This is a genomic window from Pseudomonas wenzhouensis (assembly GCF_021029445.1).
Taxonomy (GTDB): domain Bacteria; phylum Pseudomonadota; class Gammaproteobacteria; order Pseudomonadales; family Pseudomonadaceae; genus Aquipseudomonas; species Aquipseudomonas wenzhouensis.
Genome location: NZ_CP072610.1, coordinates 2,007,934 through 2,023,219 on the forward strand (window position 1 = coordinate 2,007,934; position 15,286 = coordinate 2,023,219).

Below are 15,286 nucleotides of genomic sequence, written 5' to 3' on the forward strand. Positions count from 1 at the left end.
TGAGTCGACACTGTCAAAACGAGGATGGCGCGTCGCGTAAACGCGCTTGCACACGCGCCAGGCGGTTGTTCAGATGCCCAGGCACAGGTATTTCAGTTCCAGATAATCCTCAATGCCGTATTTGGAACCTTCACGACCCAGACCGGAGGCTTTGACCCCGCCAAACGGTGCGACCTCGGTGGAAATGACCCCGGTATTGATACCGACCATGCCGTATTCAAGTGCCTCTGCGACGCGGAATACCCGTCCCAGATCGCGGGCATAGAAGTAAGAGGCCAAGCCAAACTCCGTGTCATTGGCCATCGCGATCACCTCGGCTTCATCTTTGAAACGGAACAAGGGGGCGAGGGGGCCAAAGGTTTCTTCCTTGGCTACGGCGGCATGGTTGGGCACATCAACCAGAATGGTCGGCTCGAAGAAGGTGCCGCCCAGTGCGTGAGGCTGGCCACCTGCGACCAGGCGGGCGCCTTTGGCGAGCGCGTCGGCAATGTGCTCCTGGACTTTGGCCACGGCCTTGGCGTCGATCAGCGGCCCTGTGGTGGTGCCATCATCCAGGCCGTTGCCGATTTTCAGTTTCGCCACCGCGGCCTGCAGCTTTTCAACAAAGGCGTCGTAGACACTGTCCTGAATGTAGAGACGGTTGGCGCATACGCAGGTCTGGCCATTGTTGCGGTACTTGGAAATCAGCGCGCCTTCGACTGCGGCATCCAGATCGGCATCTTCGAAGACAATAAAGGGCGCGTTTCCACCCAGTTCGAGGGACACCTTTTTGATGTCCTGAGCGCACTCGGCCATTAGTTGCCGACCGATTTCAGTGGAGCCGGTAAAAGTCAGCTTGCGAACGATGGGGTTGTCGGTCAGCTCACTGCCGACTTCGCTGGCGCTGCCGGTGACAACGCTGAAAACCCCTGCAGGAATTCCGGCCTGTTCAGCCAATGCCGCCAGCGCCAGGGCAGAGTATGGCGTTTGCGATGCCGGCTTGAGCACCATGGTGCAGCCCGCCGCCAGCGCCGGGCCGGCCTTGCGGGTGATCATGGCTGAAGGAAAGTTCCACGGGGTAATAGCCGCTGTCACGCCGATCGGTTGCTTGAGCACGAGGATGCGCTTGTCCGGCTGATGACCCGGAATGGTATCGCCGTAGACACGTTTGGCTTCTTCGGCAAACCATTCGAGGAACGACGCGGCATAGGCAATCTCGCCCTTGGCTTCACTGAGGGGTTTGCCTTGTTCGATCGTCATCAGCCGACCCAGGTCATCCTGATTGTCCATTATCAGCTCGAACCAGCGACGCAGGCGGCCAGCCCGCTCTTTTGCGGTCAGCGCACGCCAGGCGGGAAGGGCGCGTTCGGCGGCGAGAATGGCACGGCGGGTTTCTTCCCGGCCCATTTTCGGTACATGGCCGATGATCTCGCCGGTGGCGGGGTTGTTGACGGCAATGGTCTGGCCGTTATCAGCATCCAGCCACTGACCGTCGATATAGGCTTGCTGGCGAAACAGGGCAGCGTTGTTCAGTTGCATAAGGGACTCCGGAGGCATGTGCACCGTTTTTTGTTGGAGTGAGTCCGGCAGGCCGCAGCCTGCCCGGCGCTAGCGGATCAGCTGAGCGGTGTCATCGAGGGCCTGGGCAAAACGCTGCAGGATCAGGCCGATCTCCGCCTCTTGGACAATCAGTGGCGGGCAAAAGGCCAGTGCATCGCCCATGGCGCGGCTGATCATGCCGTGTTCCTGCGCCCGTGCGGCCATGTGTTTGCCCAGGGTGCCGAGGCTCTGGAACGGGGCCTTGGTCGTGCGGTCAGCCACCAGTTCGACTGCCGCAATCAGCCCACAGCCACGGATCTCGCCCACCAGTGGGTGGTCAGCAAACTGATGCAGGCCCTTGTGCAGCAGCTTGCCCATCTCGGCGGCATGCTCGACCAGGTTTTCTTCTTCGATGATTTTGAGGTTTTCCAGCGCCACCGCAGTAGCCACCGGATGGCCGCTGCCAGTAAAGCCATGGCCAAGGGTGCCGAGGCTGTGGCTCTGGTCGGCGATGCCCTGAAACACCTGCTCGTTAATCAGGATGGCGGCCAGAGGCTGGTAGGAAGACGACAGCTGCTTGGACAGCACCATGATGTCTGGCTGGATATCAAAGGTCTGGCTGCCGAACATATTGCCGGTTCGGCCGAAACCACAGATGACTTCGTCGGCGATCACCAGAATGTCGTAGCGCTTACAGATGCGCTGAATCTTTTCCCAGTAGGTGCGCGGCGGAACGATCACGCCACCGGCGCCCATGACCGGCTCACCGATAAAGGCGGCAATGGTTTCCGGGCCTTCACTGAGGATTTTCTGTTCAAGTTCAGCGGCCAAACGGTCGGCAAACTGCTCCTCGGTCTCGCCAGGCAGGGCATGGCGATAGTGGTGCGGGCAGCCGACATGGAGAAAACCGGGCAGCGGCAGATCGAAGCCGCGTTGATTGACCGGCAGGCCGGTCAGGCTGGCACTGGCGACGGTAATGCCGTGGTAGCCGTTGACCCGGCTGATGAACTTCTTCTTGGCCGGGCGCCCCATGGCATTGTTCATGTACCAGACCATCTTCACCACGGTGTCGTTGGCTTCTGAGCCGGAGTTGGTAAAGAACACCTTGCTCATCGGTACGGGCGCCATTTGAACCAACTTCTCGGCCAGTTCAATGCTGGGTTGGTGCGATTTATGGCTGAACAGGTGATAGAACGGCAGGGTATGCAGCTGTTTCTCCGCGGCCGCGATCAGGCGCTGGTTGCTGAAGCCCAGGGCGACACTCCACAGGCCTGACATCGCCTCGATGTAGCCTTTGCCCTGCTCGTCGTACACATACACACCTTCTCCCCGCTCGATAATCAGGGGGCCGACTTCCTGATGCAGGCGTGCGTTGGTGTAGGGGTGGAGTTGGTACTGAATGTCTTTGCTTTGCAACGAAGAAGAAACTGGCTGGTTCATGGCACGATCTCGACTTGAGTGACTAGGCAGGGCTGGCCCGGCTCGGATTTTTTTAGAATGAGTGCCCTGTTGGGCACATGCGCCGCAGGCTACTGCAAGGCAGTGGCGCCGGGCTTGTCGCTGGGTGCAGTGTTTTTTGCACCGGCGGTACTGCCGGTTTCAAGCTGGCACGGCAGCTGTTTGCCGGGTTCTGTTGAAGCCCGTCAGGTCCAGGACCTGTGTGTTGACCTGATCAATGATGTAGGCGCCAATCGGCAGCGCCGACGTTGCGGCCGGCGACGGCGCGTTACAGACGTTGACGCTGCGGCGGGTGTTACGGAACAGGAAGTCTTCGATCAACTTGCCATCCCTGGACACCGCCTGGGCGCGCACCCCGGCCGGGTAGGGCTGCAGGTCCTTGATGCTGATACTCGGGCAGTACTTGCGAACCTGCTGCAGGTAGCCGCGCTTGAACAGCGAGTTCTTCATCTCGCCCAGACCGGGACGCAGATTGTCGCGCAACACCTTGCGGATACCCGGATCGCCGAGCATGGCCAGGGTGTCGCTGATGGAAATATCGCGCTTGCGGTAGCCCTCACGCTTGAATGCCAGTACCGCGTTCGGGCCGACGGTCACGCTGCCGTCGATCATGCGTGTCAGGTGAACCCCGAGAAACGGCATGGACGGATCAGGGATCGGGTAGATCAGGTGATTGACGATCTGATTGTGCTGTTCCGGCAGCTGATAGTATTCGCCGCGGAAGGGGCAGATGCTGAAGCCGGGGTCCAGTCCGAGCAGGCGTACGATGCGGTCAGCCATCAAGCCTGAGCAGGAAATCATCAACTGGCAGTTGAAGTCACCGGCGGAGGTCTGCACCTGCATTTCCGTGGGGCGCTCCTGCAGCCCGGTCACTTCGCAGCCATAGCGGATTTCGCCACCACGACGCTGGAACTCGCGCGCCATGGCGGACGCGACTTCTTTGTAGTCAACGATGCCGCTTGAGGGCACGAAGATGCCGCCGATGCCGCTGATATTCGGCTCGCGTTCGCGCAGTTCGCCCGCACTCAGCCAATGCCGCTCCAGGCCATTAGCGGCTGTGCGTTCCCACAGCGCCTGCATGCGCTGCATTTCCAGGTCATTGGTTGCGACCAGCAGCTTGCCGCAATTGTCGAAGCGAATCCCGTGCTGATCACAGAAGGCTTTGGTGGCACGGTTGCCCTCAAGGCAGAATCGGGATTTCAGGGTGCCCGGCGTGTAGTACACACCGGCGTGAATCACGCCGCTGTTGTGGCCGGTCTGGTGCATTGCCGGAGCCTGCTCCTTCTCCAGCAGCAGTATGCGGCTGTCGGGATAGGCCTGGATCAGCTGCATGGCGGTGGACATGCCGATGATGCCGCCGCCAATGATGATGAAGTCGTACATGCCGTTACCTGCGATCTTTAGGTGATTGTCCGAAAGCCTTGGCCTGGCGGCCGGCAGGCTTCGGACAGAGCAGCGGAAGTCAAGGCCGCAGCGTTACTGACGCGGGTTACGCAGCACTTTGGCGTGGGTGAAGTAGCCGCGCTGGCGCATCAGCTCACGGCGCAGGCCCGGATGCGCAGTGAAACGGTCGCGGCCGTGCAGCCAGAAGTGGTTGTTGATGAGCAGGAAGCTGCCCACCGGCACTTCGACCGAAATCTTGTGTTGGCTGTTTTCCAGCGACTGGCACAGGTCTGTCAGCCAGTTGCCTTCCTCGAAATTGCGCGGCTGCACGAACTGGTCGATGTAGCTGATGATCGGACGGCCCTGGTTGTCGGTGTCGAACACCGGGTGAAACACATCTTTGTCAACGCGCTTGCTGGGCGGTGCGCTCCAGCGCATATCGCGACGGGCCAAGGGGTGGCTATTGAAGGTTTCAAGGTGCTCCCAGTCATCAAGGTGCAGCAGCAGGGAGTTACCGCCTTCCATGTTTTGCTCGTCGATCTTCATCATCAGCACGTAGTCGGTGTCTTGCTCGACAAAGGTGCCGTCGGTGTGCAGTTCCAATACCCGGTGTGGCTGGCGCAGGTAGCTGTCGGAGTTATCGACGTTCTGCACCACAAAGCGAGCGTAATACTGGCCACTCATCGCGTCGTAGTTGGAGCGGCCAAACAGGTGGGCCACGGCCGTCGCCAGCTTCACCATGTCTTCGGCCTGCTCGACGTTGTCCAGTCCGGTCGGCTTGATCAGCAAACCACCGGTGCCGCGATCGACCAGGGTGTTCACCAGCACCGGCTGCAGGGTGCCTTCGCACAATTCATCAAGCACTTTGGCCACGTGAAAGCGCAAGAACGACTTGTATTCAAGCGCCTGCACTGGCACATCGGCCAGCGCCGTGAGGAAGGCTTCGATTGTGGCTTGATGGAACGTCAATTCCAGCAGACGCGGCGAGCACTGGCTCGGTTCGAGGGTGAAACCCTTGAGCTCCTGCGGCAGCGGAACGACGAGATCTTTGACGGGAACAAAACGGGTCATGGCGATTCTCCTAGGCGGGGAGTGCGGCGGTGTGGGGTCGGATTAATTTCGACTAAGTGCAAAAATATCGACATTTTAAGTATGTGTCAATAAAACCGTCCGCGCGGATGTCAGCCGCTCTTGGGGCGTGATTCGGTATGATGGCGGGGTATGAAAAAAGGGCTGTTTAGATGCAAGCACCAGTTTCTCGGGAAAACTCCGCTGTGCGTGGCTATGACGTGCTCAAGCGAGACATCATTCGCGGGCTGTTCAAGCCCGGCGAAAAGTTGTTGATGAGTGGTTTGAAGGAGCGCTACGGGCTGGGGGTTGGGCCGTTGCGCGAAGCGTTGTCACAGTTGGTGGCAGAGCACCTGGTGGTGGCCATCAGTCAGCGTGGCTACCGTGTTGCGGCCATGTCGCTGCAAGAACTGGCGGACATCTACGATGCCCGTGCCCATCTGGAGGCGATGCTCCTGACCCTGGCGATTGAGCGCGGCGACGACAGTTGGGAAGCAGAGATTCTGGCCCGCGACTATGCCCTGGCCAAGGTTGTCGAGGTGCGTAACGCTGAAGAAATGCTCAGCCTCTGGGATGCCCGGCACAAGGCCTTCCATGAGGCCATCGTGGCAGGCTGCGGCTCACACCACTTATTGAAAGTGCGTGCATCGCTGTTCGATCAGGCTGAGCGCTATCGCCATCTCTGGTTGCAGCACACGGTCTTTTCCGACCAGGCATTACAAGCCAAGCGTCAGGAGCATGCGGTTTTGGTCGAGGCGATCCTCGCGCGTGATGCCGTGCGTGCCAGCCGCATTATGCGTGAGCACCTGCTCGGGCCCGTGCCGATCATCACTGCTTTGATGAGGCAACGCGGTCTGGCTGGTTAGATGTAACCGCTCCATAAACCCCACCTACTGCTGATGGAGCGGGTCTGTCAGGATGCGCTCACTGGCGAGCAATTCCACGGCAGCAGCGCTTCGTAATCCTCGACGCTATTGGCGGTCGGCAGGCGTTCGAGGATGTGGCGCAGCCAGGCGTAAGGCTCCTGGCCATTGGCCTTGGCGGTTTCGATCAGGCTGTAGATCTGCGCGCTGGCCGTGGCCCCCTTGGGCGTGTCACTGAACAGCCAGTTCTTGCGCCCGATAACGAACGGGCGGATGGCGTTCTCCGCGCGGTTGTTGTCGATCGGCAGATGTCCACCTTCGACGTAGCGCTCAAGCCGGCTCCAGTTGCTGGCCAGGTAGTTCACTGCTTTGCCCAGGGCATTCTGCGCCGTGACCTGCGGCCGGGTCTTGTCTAGCCAGGCCTTGAGTTGGGCGAGTAGCGGCTGGCTGCGTTGCTGGCGGGCGGCCAGTCGCTCGTTATCGTTGGCCTCTTTCAGCTCACGCTCGATGCCGTATAGCTTGTTGATCAGGTTCAGCGCCACGTCGGCCCGGCCGGTCTTGCCCTTGGGCTGCACTTTCTGCGCTTCGACGAACTTGCGCCGCGCATGCGCCCAGCAGGCCAGGCGCTCTATCCCTTCCCGGGCGGCCACAGCGTTGTAGCCGGCGTAGTCGTCGGTCATCAAATAACCGCGATAGTCCGCCAGCAGGCGCAACGGCACCTCCTGCGCGCGGCTGGTGGAATAGTCAAAAAGGATCACTGGCCTGCCTGGTGGGCCACCGGTTTGCACCCACATCCAGGATTGGCTATCAGGATCGCGCCCATGCTCCTTCAGCACCTGCACACGAGTCTCGTCGCAGTGAATCACCGGGCTGTCCAGCAGCTGATCGCGCAGCAGGTTGAGTAGTGGCTGCAACTGCTCGCCGCACTGGATCACCCAGCGCGCCAGGGTCTGCCGGGAGAGGTCGATACCGTGCCGAGCCAGTACCCTTTCGAAGCGGTGCAGGGGCAGGCCATCGACATACTTGGTGGTCAGCAGCATGGCCAGCACGCTGGGGCTGGCTAGGCTCTTCTCGATCAGTTGTGCCGGCTTGTCGGCGGTGACCGGGGCGGTTTCGCAGGCCTTGCAGGCGTATGTCTTGCGGATATGGCGGATCACCTGAACCCGCATTGGGATGATTTCCAGCTGCTCACTGGTCTCCTCGCCGATCACCTGTTTGCGGCAACCGCATTCGCAGGTCAGTTCGTGCTCGGGCAGCTCGTAGATGACTTCGACACGCGGTAGCTCGGCCGGCAACAGTTTGCGCTTACCGCGAGGCGTGCTCGTTGCAACGACTGCCTCCTCGACCTCATCGGCAGGCGCTTCAGGCGCCGCTTCGGCCAAGCCCTCGGTCTCGTTGAACATCGCCAACTGCGGTGAATCCGGGTCGCTGCTCTGCTCGGATTTGCGACCGAACAGGCGCTGGATCAGCAGCGCGTTTTGTTCACGCAGGCGTTCGATTTGCCCGTCTTTGTCCTTGGCTAATTCCTGCGCCGACGACAACACCCCAGCGAGCAACTGTTTAAGCGCGGCGGGGTCATTAGGAAGGGTTTCGGGCATGGAAATCATGCCGTTGATTATACCGGCTTAGGTGACGAATCGCGGGGTCAAAACCTGGTGCGGCCGGTTGCGCCAGAGGTCGATACCGTCCAACAACCAGTTCAACTCCTGGGCTGTCAGCACGATGGCATCATCGCCGGGCTCTGGATGCGATTTGAAGCGTTCAGCCTCCAGTCGCTTCAGCCACAGGCAAAAGCCGTTGCGCTCCCAATACAAAATCTTCACGCGATTGCGCGCCCGGTTGAGGAAGACGAACAGCACCGGGTCGAACACCGCGACCTCGATATCCAACTCGACCAGGGCGGCCAGGCCATCGATAGACTTTCGGAAATCCACCGGTTTGGGGTAGAGATAGACTTTTTCGACTTTCGCGTCGGGACGTATCATTACCACGGGCTCCAGAATTAATCGGGAGCGCAGCATCAGCTTTGCCCTTGATCAGATCGCCTTCTCAATGTCCTGGCATCTGGCGATCTTCGATCTCTGGCGGACGCACATGAATACTGACCATATCGGATATCTGACCGCGGCGGTCTACACCGCCAGTACGAGGTCTGCGCGCAGTCTTACCCTGGCGTAGGCAGATGATCAGCTCCTTGCGCAGCTCGCCGACGGGCAAGGCATAAATCGCGTTGTAGATCGTCTCGCGACAGAAGTAGGCATCTCTGAGGTTGGGTATGTTCATGCTGCGCAGCTTGCCGGCAATCTGCTCGGGAGACAAACGCTCACGCAGCATATGGGCCACCAACTCAAAGCGCTCGCTACCCGGCAACAGCTTACGCATCGGCCGGCATACCTGACGCCGGGCCTGCATCTGTTGTTGAGCGAAACGGGCCGAATAAACGCAACGGACATCTCGGTTGCGGCGCACCTCTCGACTGATTGTCGAGGGAGATCTCTTGAACAGACGAGCAATCCTGCGCAGGCCCAAGCCTTGGGCATGACCGATTTGAATGGTGGCGTGCTCTTCAACGCTGAGTTCGGCATATGACATAGGGGCAGCACCGTACCGGAAGGTCAGGTGTTGCACTCAGTTTTTGCCGCCGCCGTGCATAACCTGCGGGTGGCTTTGGTGGACAATTTTCCTTGCCATTTTCAAGATTCTTCTCTATCCCGCGGCCTGCAGCGAGTCGGTGGGGTGTTCGGTAGGTATACACCCTGTCGGATAACCGCTGGGAAGTGGCAATTACACGACGGCGGGCAGGGTGGAGAAAGGCGCAGCGGTTAAACCGCTGCGCATTTTGTTTCAGCGGTTGAAGCGTTCGACCAGGGCGTATTGGCCCTGTGCGGTGTTGGTCAGGGCTTCGCTGAGTTTGGCGGTGCTTTGCGCTTCGCCGGCGGTCTGGTCGGACAGTTGGGCGATTGTGGTGATGTTCTGGTTGATTTCGTCGGCCACGGCGCTTTGTTCCTCGGCGGCGGCGGCGATCTGGTTGGCCATGTCGGCGATGTTGGCCACCGAGTCGCTGATACCGGATAGCGCCTGATCGGCCTGCAGCACGCGCTCGACACCTTCGTCGGCCTGTTTGCGGCCGATTTCCATGGTCAGTACGGCCTCTTCGGCAGTACGTTGCAGTTTGGCGATCAGGCCGTGGATCTGTTCGGTGGATTCGGCGGTGCGCTGCGCCAGTGAGCGTACTTCGTCGGCTACCACGGCGAAGCCACGGCCCATTTCACCCGCGCGTGCGGCTTCGATGGCGGCGTTGAGGGCGAGCAGGTTGGTCTGGTCGGCGATGCCTTTGATCACGTCGACCACGCCGCCGATCTCGCTGCTGTCCCGGGCTAGGCGGGTCACGGTTTCGCCGGTGTCACCCACCGATTGCGATAGGCGCTGAATGGCTTCGCGGGTTTCGGCGGCGATGCTGCGACCTTCGCTGGTCAGGCGGTTGGCTTCCTGGGTCGCGATGGCGGTGCGGGCGACGTTGCTGGCCACTTCCTGTGTGGTGGCGGCCATTTCGTTGACGGCGGTGGCGACCTGCTCGGTCTCCTGGCGCTGGCGTTCGAGGCCGGCCGAGCTGTTGTGCGCCAGCTTGTCGGCTTCGCGCGCTTGCTGGGTCAGATGTTCGGCGGTGTCCTGCAAGCGGGTGAGGCAGGTTTTCAGGCGTGCGTCCTGGCTGAGCATGGCCATTTCCAGGCGCGCCTCGGCGCCACGGCTGTCGGTGTACATCTGCGCGATCAGCGGATCCGAGGTGGTTTGCTCTGCCAGCTTCAGCAGTCGCTTGGTGCCTCGTGTCTGCCAGGCGATACCGGCCAGGCCCAGCGGTACGGACAGGCAGGCGGCGAGGATGAAACCCCAGTTGCTGCCCATCCAGTGGCCGATCATAAAGCCGATCTGGCTGACCAGGATGAAGGGCATCCAGGCCTGCACGACGGGCAGCCACTGGTTGCTGGCAGGCACGGCAGACTTGCCGGTGTTGATGCGTCGATACAGCGTCTCGGCACGACGTATCTGTTCGGCGGTCGGCTTGACCCGGACGGACTCGTAGCCCACAACCTGGTTGTTTTCGGTGATGGGTGTGACGTAGGCGTTGACCCAGTAATGGTCTCCATTTTTGCTGCGGTTCTTGACGATACCCATCCACGGAAGCCCGCTCTTGAGGGTCGTCCACATGTGGCTGAACACGGCGGACGGCACGTCGGGGTGACGCACGATGTTGTGTGGCGCGCGCAACAGCTCTTCACGACTGAAACCACTGATGTCGACGAAGGCATCGTTACAGTAGGTGATTTGTCCCTTGAGATCCGTGGTGGAGATCAGGCGTTGTTGCGCAGGGAAGGTGCGCTCACGTTGGGTGACCGGCTGGTTGTTACGCATGGCAAGTGTCCGTCATTGTTATGCCCTTTCTTAATCGGCCGACAAGCGGTGAAGTTGAGGGCGAATCCGTTTTGCTGCGAGTGTAAACGCTTTATGACGGACGGCACGTTTATGTCGCGCCCTTGGCGCTGTCATGGTTCCAGGCAGAGCCCTGCCGCGCGGGGCGGCAGGGCAACTGCTTCAGTTGGCGATCATCTGCCGCAGCACGTAATGCAGGATGCCGCCGGCCTTGAAGTACTCGACTTCGTTGAGGGTGTCGATGCGGCAGAGCACTTCGACTTCCTCGTGCTGGCCGTCTTCGCGGGTGATGATCAGCGTTAGCGGCATGTGCGGGCGCAGCTCCACGCCCTCCAGCCCTTCGATGGCCAGCACTTCCTTGCCGGTCAGTTTCAGGCTGTTGCGGTCGGTACCGGGATTGAACTGCAGCGGCAGCACGCCCATGCCCACCAGGTTGGAGCGGTGGATACGCTCGAAGCTCTCGGCGATCACCGCCTTGACCCCCAGCAGGTTGGTGCCCTTGGCCGCCCAGTCGCGGCTGGAGCCTGTGCCGTATTCCTTGCCGGCGATGATCAGCAGCGGCGTGCCTTCGGCCTGGTAACGCATGGCGGCGTCATAGATCGCCAGCTTCTCGCCGCTGGGTACGTGCAGGGTGTTGCCGCCTTCCTCGCCGCCGAGCATTTCGTTGCGGATGCGGATGTTGGCGAAGGTGCCGCGCATCATCACTTCATGGTTGCCACGGCGCGAGCCGTAGGAGTTGAAGTTGGCCTTGTCTACTCCGTGCTCGCTCAGGTAGCGCCCAGCCGGGCTGTCGGCCTTGATATTGCCGGCTGGTGAGATGTGGTCGGTGGTCACCGAGTCGCCGAGCAGGGCAAGGATGCGCGCCTGGCGGATATCGGTGATGCGCGGCGGGTCACCGGCGATGTTCTCGAAGAACGGCGGATGCTGGATGTAGGTGGAGTCGCTTTGCCAGGCGTAGGTGTCGGCCTTGGGCACGGCGATGGCCTGCCATTTCGCGTCGCCGGCGAAGACTTCGGCGTATTCCTTGCGGAACATGGCGGTGTCGACCTTGGCGATGGCCTCGGCGATTTCGGCCTGAGTCGGCCAGATGTCTTTCAGGTACACCGGCTGGCCGTCCTTGCCGGTGCCAAGGGCGTCGCGGGTCAGATCGAGGCGCACGCTGCCGGCCAGGGCATAGGCCACCACCAGGGGTGGCGAGGCCAGCCAGTTGGTTTTCACTAGCGGATGCACGCGGCCCTCGAAGTTGCGGTTGCCGGAGAGCACCGAGGCGACGGTCAGGTCTGCCTGGGTGATGGCCTTCTCGATGGGCTCGCGCAACGGGCCGGAGTTGCCGATGCAGGTGGTGCAGCCGTAGCCGACCAGATTGAAACCGAGTTTCTCCAGATAGTGCGTCAGGCCAGCGGCATTGAAATACTCGGTGACCACCTTGGAGCCCGGTGCCAGCGAGCTCTTCACCCAGGGCTGGCGCTGCAGGCCTTTTTCCACCGCCTTCTTGGCCAGCAGGCCGGCAGCCATCATCACGCTGGGGTTGGAAGTGTTGGTGCAGGAGGTGATGGCGGCGATCACCACGGCGCCGTCTTGCAGACGATGAGTGTGGCCGTCGTCTTCGTAGTTGATACCACCGCTCTGCTGGTCGCCACCGACGGCAGTACCGCCGCCGCCCTCGTTGAGCATACGGCCTTCTTCCTTGGCCGCCGGTTTGAGTTGCAGGCCGACGAAGTCGTCGAAGGCCTGGTGAACCTGGCCGAGGGCGACGCGATCCTGCGGGCGCTTGGGCCCGGCCAGGCTGGCTTCAACGCTGCCCATGTCCAGGCTCAGGCTATCGGTGAACAGCGGCTCGTCGCCTGGCTCGCGCCATAGGCCCTGGGCCTTGCTGTAGGCCTCGACCAGCTGCACGGTGGCATCCGGACGGCCGGACAGGCGCAGGTAGCCGAGGGTGATCTCGTCCACCGGGAAGAAGCCGCAGGTGGCGCCGTATTCCGGGGCCATGTTGGCGATGGTGGCGCGGTCGGCCAGCGGCAGGTCGGCCAGGCCGTCGCCGTAGAACTCGACGAATTTGCCCACCACGCCCTTCTTGCGCAGCATCTGGGTGACGGTGAGCACCAGGTCGGTGGCGGTGATGCCTTCTTTCAGTTTGCCGCTGAGCTTGAAGCCAATCACCTCGGGAATCAGCATCGACACCGGCTGGCCGAGCATGGCTGCTTCCGCTTCGATGCCGCCAACGCCCCAGCCGAGTACGCCGAGGCCATTGATCATGGTGGTGTGCGAGTCGGTGCCGACCAGGGTGTCAGGGAAGGCGAGGGTGATGCCGTCCTCTTCCTTCGTCCATACGGTGCGCGCCAGGTACTCGAGGTTGACCTGGTGGCAGATGCCGGTGCCCGGCGGCACCACGCTGAAGTTGTCGAACGCGTGCTGGCCCCAGCGCAGGAAGGCGTAACGCTCGCCGTTGCGCTGCATTTCCAGTTCGACGTTGTCGGCAAAGGCGCTGGAGGAAGCGTAGCGGTCGACCATCACCGAGTGGTCGATGACCAGATCGACCGGCGACAAGGGGTTGATCCGCTGCGGGTCGCCACCGGCTTTGGCCATGGCATCGCGCATGGCGGCGAGATCCACCACCGCTGGCACGCCGGTGAAGTCCTGCATCAAAACGCGCGCCGGGCGGTACTGGATCTCGCGGTCGGAGGCGCGCTTGTCCAGCCAGTCGACCATGGCCTGCAGGTCCTGCGGTTGCACGGTCTGGCCGTCTTCGTTGCGCAGCAGGTTTTCCAGCAGCACCTTGAGCGACTTGGGCAGGCGGTCGATATTGCCGAGGCGCTGGGCAGCCTCGGGCAGGCTGAAATAGTGGTAGGTGGCATCGCCGACGTGCAGTTCGCGGCGGCAGTTCAGGCTATCGATGGAGGGCATTGCACATCTCCTTGGGCCCGCACGGTTCGGGCTGTGTCTGATGGCGCAGACCTTCAAGCTAGTTCGGCTTGGGCGGTCTGGCGAGCGCATATCCTTTATCGGTTGTGACGCGCTGCCGGTTTCGGGAGGGCCGGTTTTTACCGAACCGCATTCGCTGGCGGTCAGTTTGCCGAGCCGTACTTGTGGGCAGCGCATATGTAACTGGACAGGTTTAGCGGCTCGGGGTTCCTGTCTCGGGTATCATGCGCGCCTCAAGGAGCCCCTCTGATGAATACCCTGTTTCTACATTGCCGCCCCGGTTTCGAAGGCAAGGTTTGCGCCGAGATCGCCGACCTTGCCGCACGTCTGGACGTGCCGGGCTACTCCAAAACCAAGCCTGACAGCGCCTGTGCCGAGTTCGTCTGCAGCGAAGCAGCCGATACTGAGCGGCTGATGCGCAGCGTGCGTTTCAACCATTTGATCTTCCCCCGGCAGTGGGCACGTGGGGCCTACGGCAGCCTGCCGGAAAGCGACCGTATCAGCGTGTTGCTCGACGCCCTGGCTGATTATCCGGTGTGCGGCAGCCTGTGGTTGGAGGTGGTGGATACCAACGATGGCAAGGAACTTTCGACCTTCTGCAAGAAGTTCGAGGCGCCGCTGCGCAAGGCACTGCTCAAGGCCGGCAAACTGGTGGACGATGCGAGGAAGCCACGCCTGCTGCTGACCTTCAAGAGCGGCCGTGAGGTGTTCGCCGGCATCGCCGAGGCAGACAACCAGGCGATGTGGCCGATGGGCATTCCACGTCTGAAGTTCCCGCGCGAGGCGCCGAGCCGTTCCACGCTCAAGCTGGAGGAAGCCTGGCACCATTTCATCCCGCGCGAACAGTGGGATCAACGCCTGGCGCCGGGGATGACCGCCGTTGACCTGGGCGCAGCACCGGGCGGTTGGACCTGGCAACTGGTCAATCGGGAAATTCGCGTCACTGCCGTGGACAACGGGCCGATGGCCGAAAGCCTGATGTATTCCGGCTTCGTCGTGCACCAGCGCGCTGATGGCTTCACCTTCCGCCCACGGCATCCGGTGCACTGGATGGTCTGCGATATCGTCGAGAAGCCGGCACGCACAGCGGCTATGATCGAGACCTGGCTGGGCGAGGGGCTGTGCCGCGAGGCGGTGGTCAACCTCAAGCTGCCGATGAAGCAGCGCTATGCCGAAGTGCGGCGTCTGCTCGATCGCATCGAATCGGGGCTGGTCGAGCGCGGCCTGAAGGTCAGCATCGGCTGCAAGCAGCTGTATCACGACCGTGAGGAAGTGACCTGCCACCTGCGTCGGCATGGCAAGTGATGGTCTGCGCGCAGGTGACCTGAAGGTCAGCTTTGCGCGACAATGCGCGCTTGTTCGTGGAGCCCCTTATGTCTGAAGCCCTGACCCTCAATCACGATGACCTGCTCGACGCCAGCGGCCTGAACTGCCCGGAACCGGTAATGATGCTGCACAACAAGGTGCGCGACCTGGCGCCGGGCGGTCTGCTCAAGGTGATCGCCACTGATCCTTCGACCCGTCGTGATATTCCCAAGTTCTGCGTGTTTCTCGGCCACGAGCTGCTCGGCCAGGCCGAGGAAGACGGCACCTACCTGTACTGGATTCGCAAGAAGGCCGACTAGGCGACGCATGTCGCATGTAGG

At 61.5% G+C, this 15,286-nt stretch carries 11 protein-coding genes and 1 pseudogene; 3 read left to right on the forward strand and 9 right to left on the reverse strand.

Annotation, left to right across the window (positions count from 1 at the left end):
• Positions 1–69: 69 nt before the first annotated feature.
• The 4 genes from gabD to glaH all read right to left on the reverse strand — a co-directional run bounded on the left by gabD (position 70) and on the right by glaH (position 5,430).
• The gene (gene gabD / locus J7655_RS09260; RefSeq protein ID WP_230927501.1) at positions 70–1,518 is read right to left on the reverse strand and encodes an NADP-dependent succinate-semialdehyde dehydrogenase; all 1,449 of its coding nucleotides are present in this window, start codon (positions 1,516–1,518) and stop codon (positions 70–72) included.
• Positions 1,519–1,587: 69 nt separating this feature from the next.
• Positions 1,588–2,958, reverse strand: a complete 1,371-nt coding sequence (locus tag J7655_RS09265) for an aspartate aminotransferase family protein (RefSeq protein WP_230927502.1) — start codon at positions 2,956–2,958, stop codon at positions 1,588–1,590.
• 159 nt (positions 2,959–3,117) lie between these two features.
• Entirely contained in the window at positions 3,118–4,359 is a 1,242-nt protein-coding gene (gene lhgO, locus J7655_RS09270; protein WP_230927503.1) for an L-2-hydroxyglutarate oxidase, read from the reverse strand.
• A gap of 93 nt (positions 4,360–4,452) precedes the next feature.
• The gene (gene glaH / locus J7655_RS09275) at positions 4,453–5,430 is read right to left on the reverse strand and encodes a glutarate dioxygenase GlaH (protein WP_230927504.1); all 978 of its coding nucleotides are present in this window, start codon (positions 5,428–5,430) and stop codon (positions 4,453–4,455) included.
• 170 nt (positions 5,431–5,600) lie between these two features.
• On the opposite strand from glaH, the gene csiR reads away from it, so the two are divergent.
• Positions 5,601–6,293: a DNA-binding transcriptional regulator CsiR gene (gene csiR, locus J7655_RS09280; RefSeq protein ID WP_230927505.1), complete on the forward strand. Its 693-nt coding sequence runs from the start codon at positions 5,601–5,603 to the stop codon at positions 6,291–6,293.
• Between the two features lie 47 nt (positions 6,294–6,340).
• Here csiR and tnpC read toward each other — a convergent pair whose 3' ends face one another.
• The 5 genes and pseudogenes from tnpC to acnA form a co-directional block, all read right to left on the reverse strand.
• A complete protein-coding gene (gene tnpC, locus J7655_RS09285) occupies positions 6,341–7,897 on the reverse strand; it encodes an IS66 family transposase (RefSeq protein ID WP_230927506.1) in 1,557 nt (518 codons plus the stop codon).
• An 18-nt stretch (positions 7,898–7,915) separates the two neighbouring features.
• Positions 7,916–8,275, reverse strand: a complete 360-nt coding sequence (tnpB, locus tag J7655_RS09290; RefSeq protein ID WP_230927507.1) for an IS66 family insertion sequence element accessory protein TnpB — start codon at positions 8,273–8,275, stop codon at positions 7,916–7,918.
• Positions 8,276–8,342: 67 nt separating this feature from the next.
• Positions 8,343–8,882 (reverse strand): annotated as a pseudogene (locus J7655_RS09295) (IS30 family transposase); the annotation flags it as partial.
• Between the two features lie 252 nt (positions 8,883–9,134).
• Positions 9,135–10,700, reverse strand: coding sequence for a methyl-accepting chemotaxis protein (locus tag J7655_RS09300; RefSeq protein WP_230927508.1), 1,566 nt, complete (start codon positions 10,698–10,700; stop codon positions 9,135–9,137).
• Between the two features lie 180 nt (positions 10,701–10,880).
• A complete protein-coding gene (acnA, locus tag J7655_RS09305) occupies positions 10,881–13,622 on the reverse strand; it encodes an aconitate hydratase AcnA (protein ID WP_230927509.1) in 2,742 nt (913 codons plus the stop codon).
• A 267-nt stretch (positions 13,623–13,889) separates the two neighbouring features.
• Between acnA and rlmM the strand changes: the two genes are divergently transcribed.
• A complete protein-coding gene (rlmM, locus tag J7655_RS09310; protein WP_230927510.1) occupies positions 13,890–14,945 on the forward strand; it encodes a 23S rRNA (cytidine(2498)-2'-O)-methyltransferase RlmM in 1,056 nt (351 codons plus the stop codon).
• A 68-nt stretch (positions 14,946–15,013) separates the two neighbouring features.
• The gene (tusA, locus tag J7655_RS09315; protein ID WP_147809841.1) at positions 15,014–15,265 is read left to right on the forward strand and encodes a sulfurtransferase TusA; all 252 of its coding nucleotides are present in this window, start codon (positions 15,014–15,016) and stop codon (positions 15,263–15,265) included.
• The last annotated feature ends 21 nt before the right edge of the window (positions 15,266–15,286 follow it).

Coding starts and splice junctions, on each gene's coding strand:
- tusA (WP_147809841.1), top strand. CDS start 15,014: ATGTCTGAAGCCCTGACCCTCAATCACGATGACCTGCTCGACGCCAGC.
- acnA (WP_230927509.1), bottom strand. CDS start 13,622: ATGCCCTCCATCGATAGCCTGAACTGCCGCCGCGAACTGCACGTCGGC.
- tnpB (WP_230927507.1), bottom strand. CDS start 8,275: ATGATACGTCCCGACGCGAAAGTCGAAAAAGTCTATCTCTACCCCAAA.
- J7655_RS09265 (WP_230927502.1), bottom strand. CDS start 2,958: ATGAACCAGCCAGTTTCTTCTTCGTTGCAAAGCAAAGACATTCAGTAC.
- glaH (WP_230927504.1), bottom strand. CDS start 5,430: ATGACCCGTTTTGTTCCCGTCAAAGATCTCGTCGTTCCGCTGCCGCAG.
- rlmM (WP_230927510.1), top strand. CDS start 13,890: ATGAATACCCTGTTTCTACATTGCCGCCCCGGTTTCGAAGGCAAGGTT.
- J7655_RS09300 (WP_230927508.1), bottom strand. CDS start 10,700: ATGCGTAACAACCAGCCGGTCACCCAACGTGAGCGCACCTTCCCTGCG.
- lhgO (WP_230927503.1), bottom strand. CDS start 4,359: ATGTACGACTTCATCATCATTGGCGGCGGCATCATCGGCATGTCCACC.
- csiR (WP_230927505.1), top strand. CDS start 5,601: ATGCAAGCACCAGTTTCTCGGGAAAACTCCGCTGTGCGTGGCTATGAC.
- gabD (WP_230927501.1), bottom strand. CDS start 1,518: ATGCAACTGAACAACGCTGCCCTGTTTCGCCAGCAAGCCTATATCGAC.
- tnpC (WP_230927506.1), bottom strand. CDS start 7,897: ATGATTTCCATGCCCGAAACCCTTCCTAATGACCCCGCCGCGCTTAAA.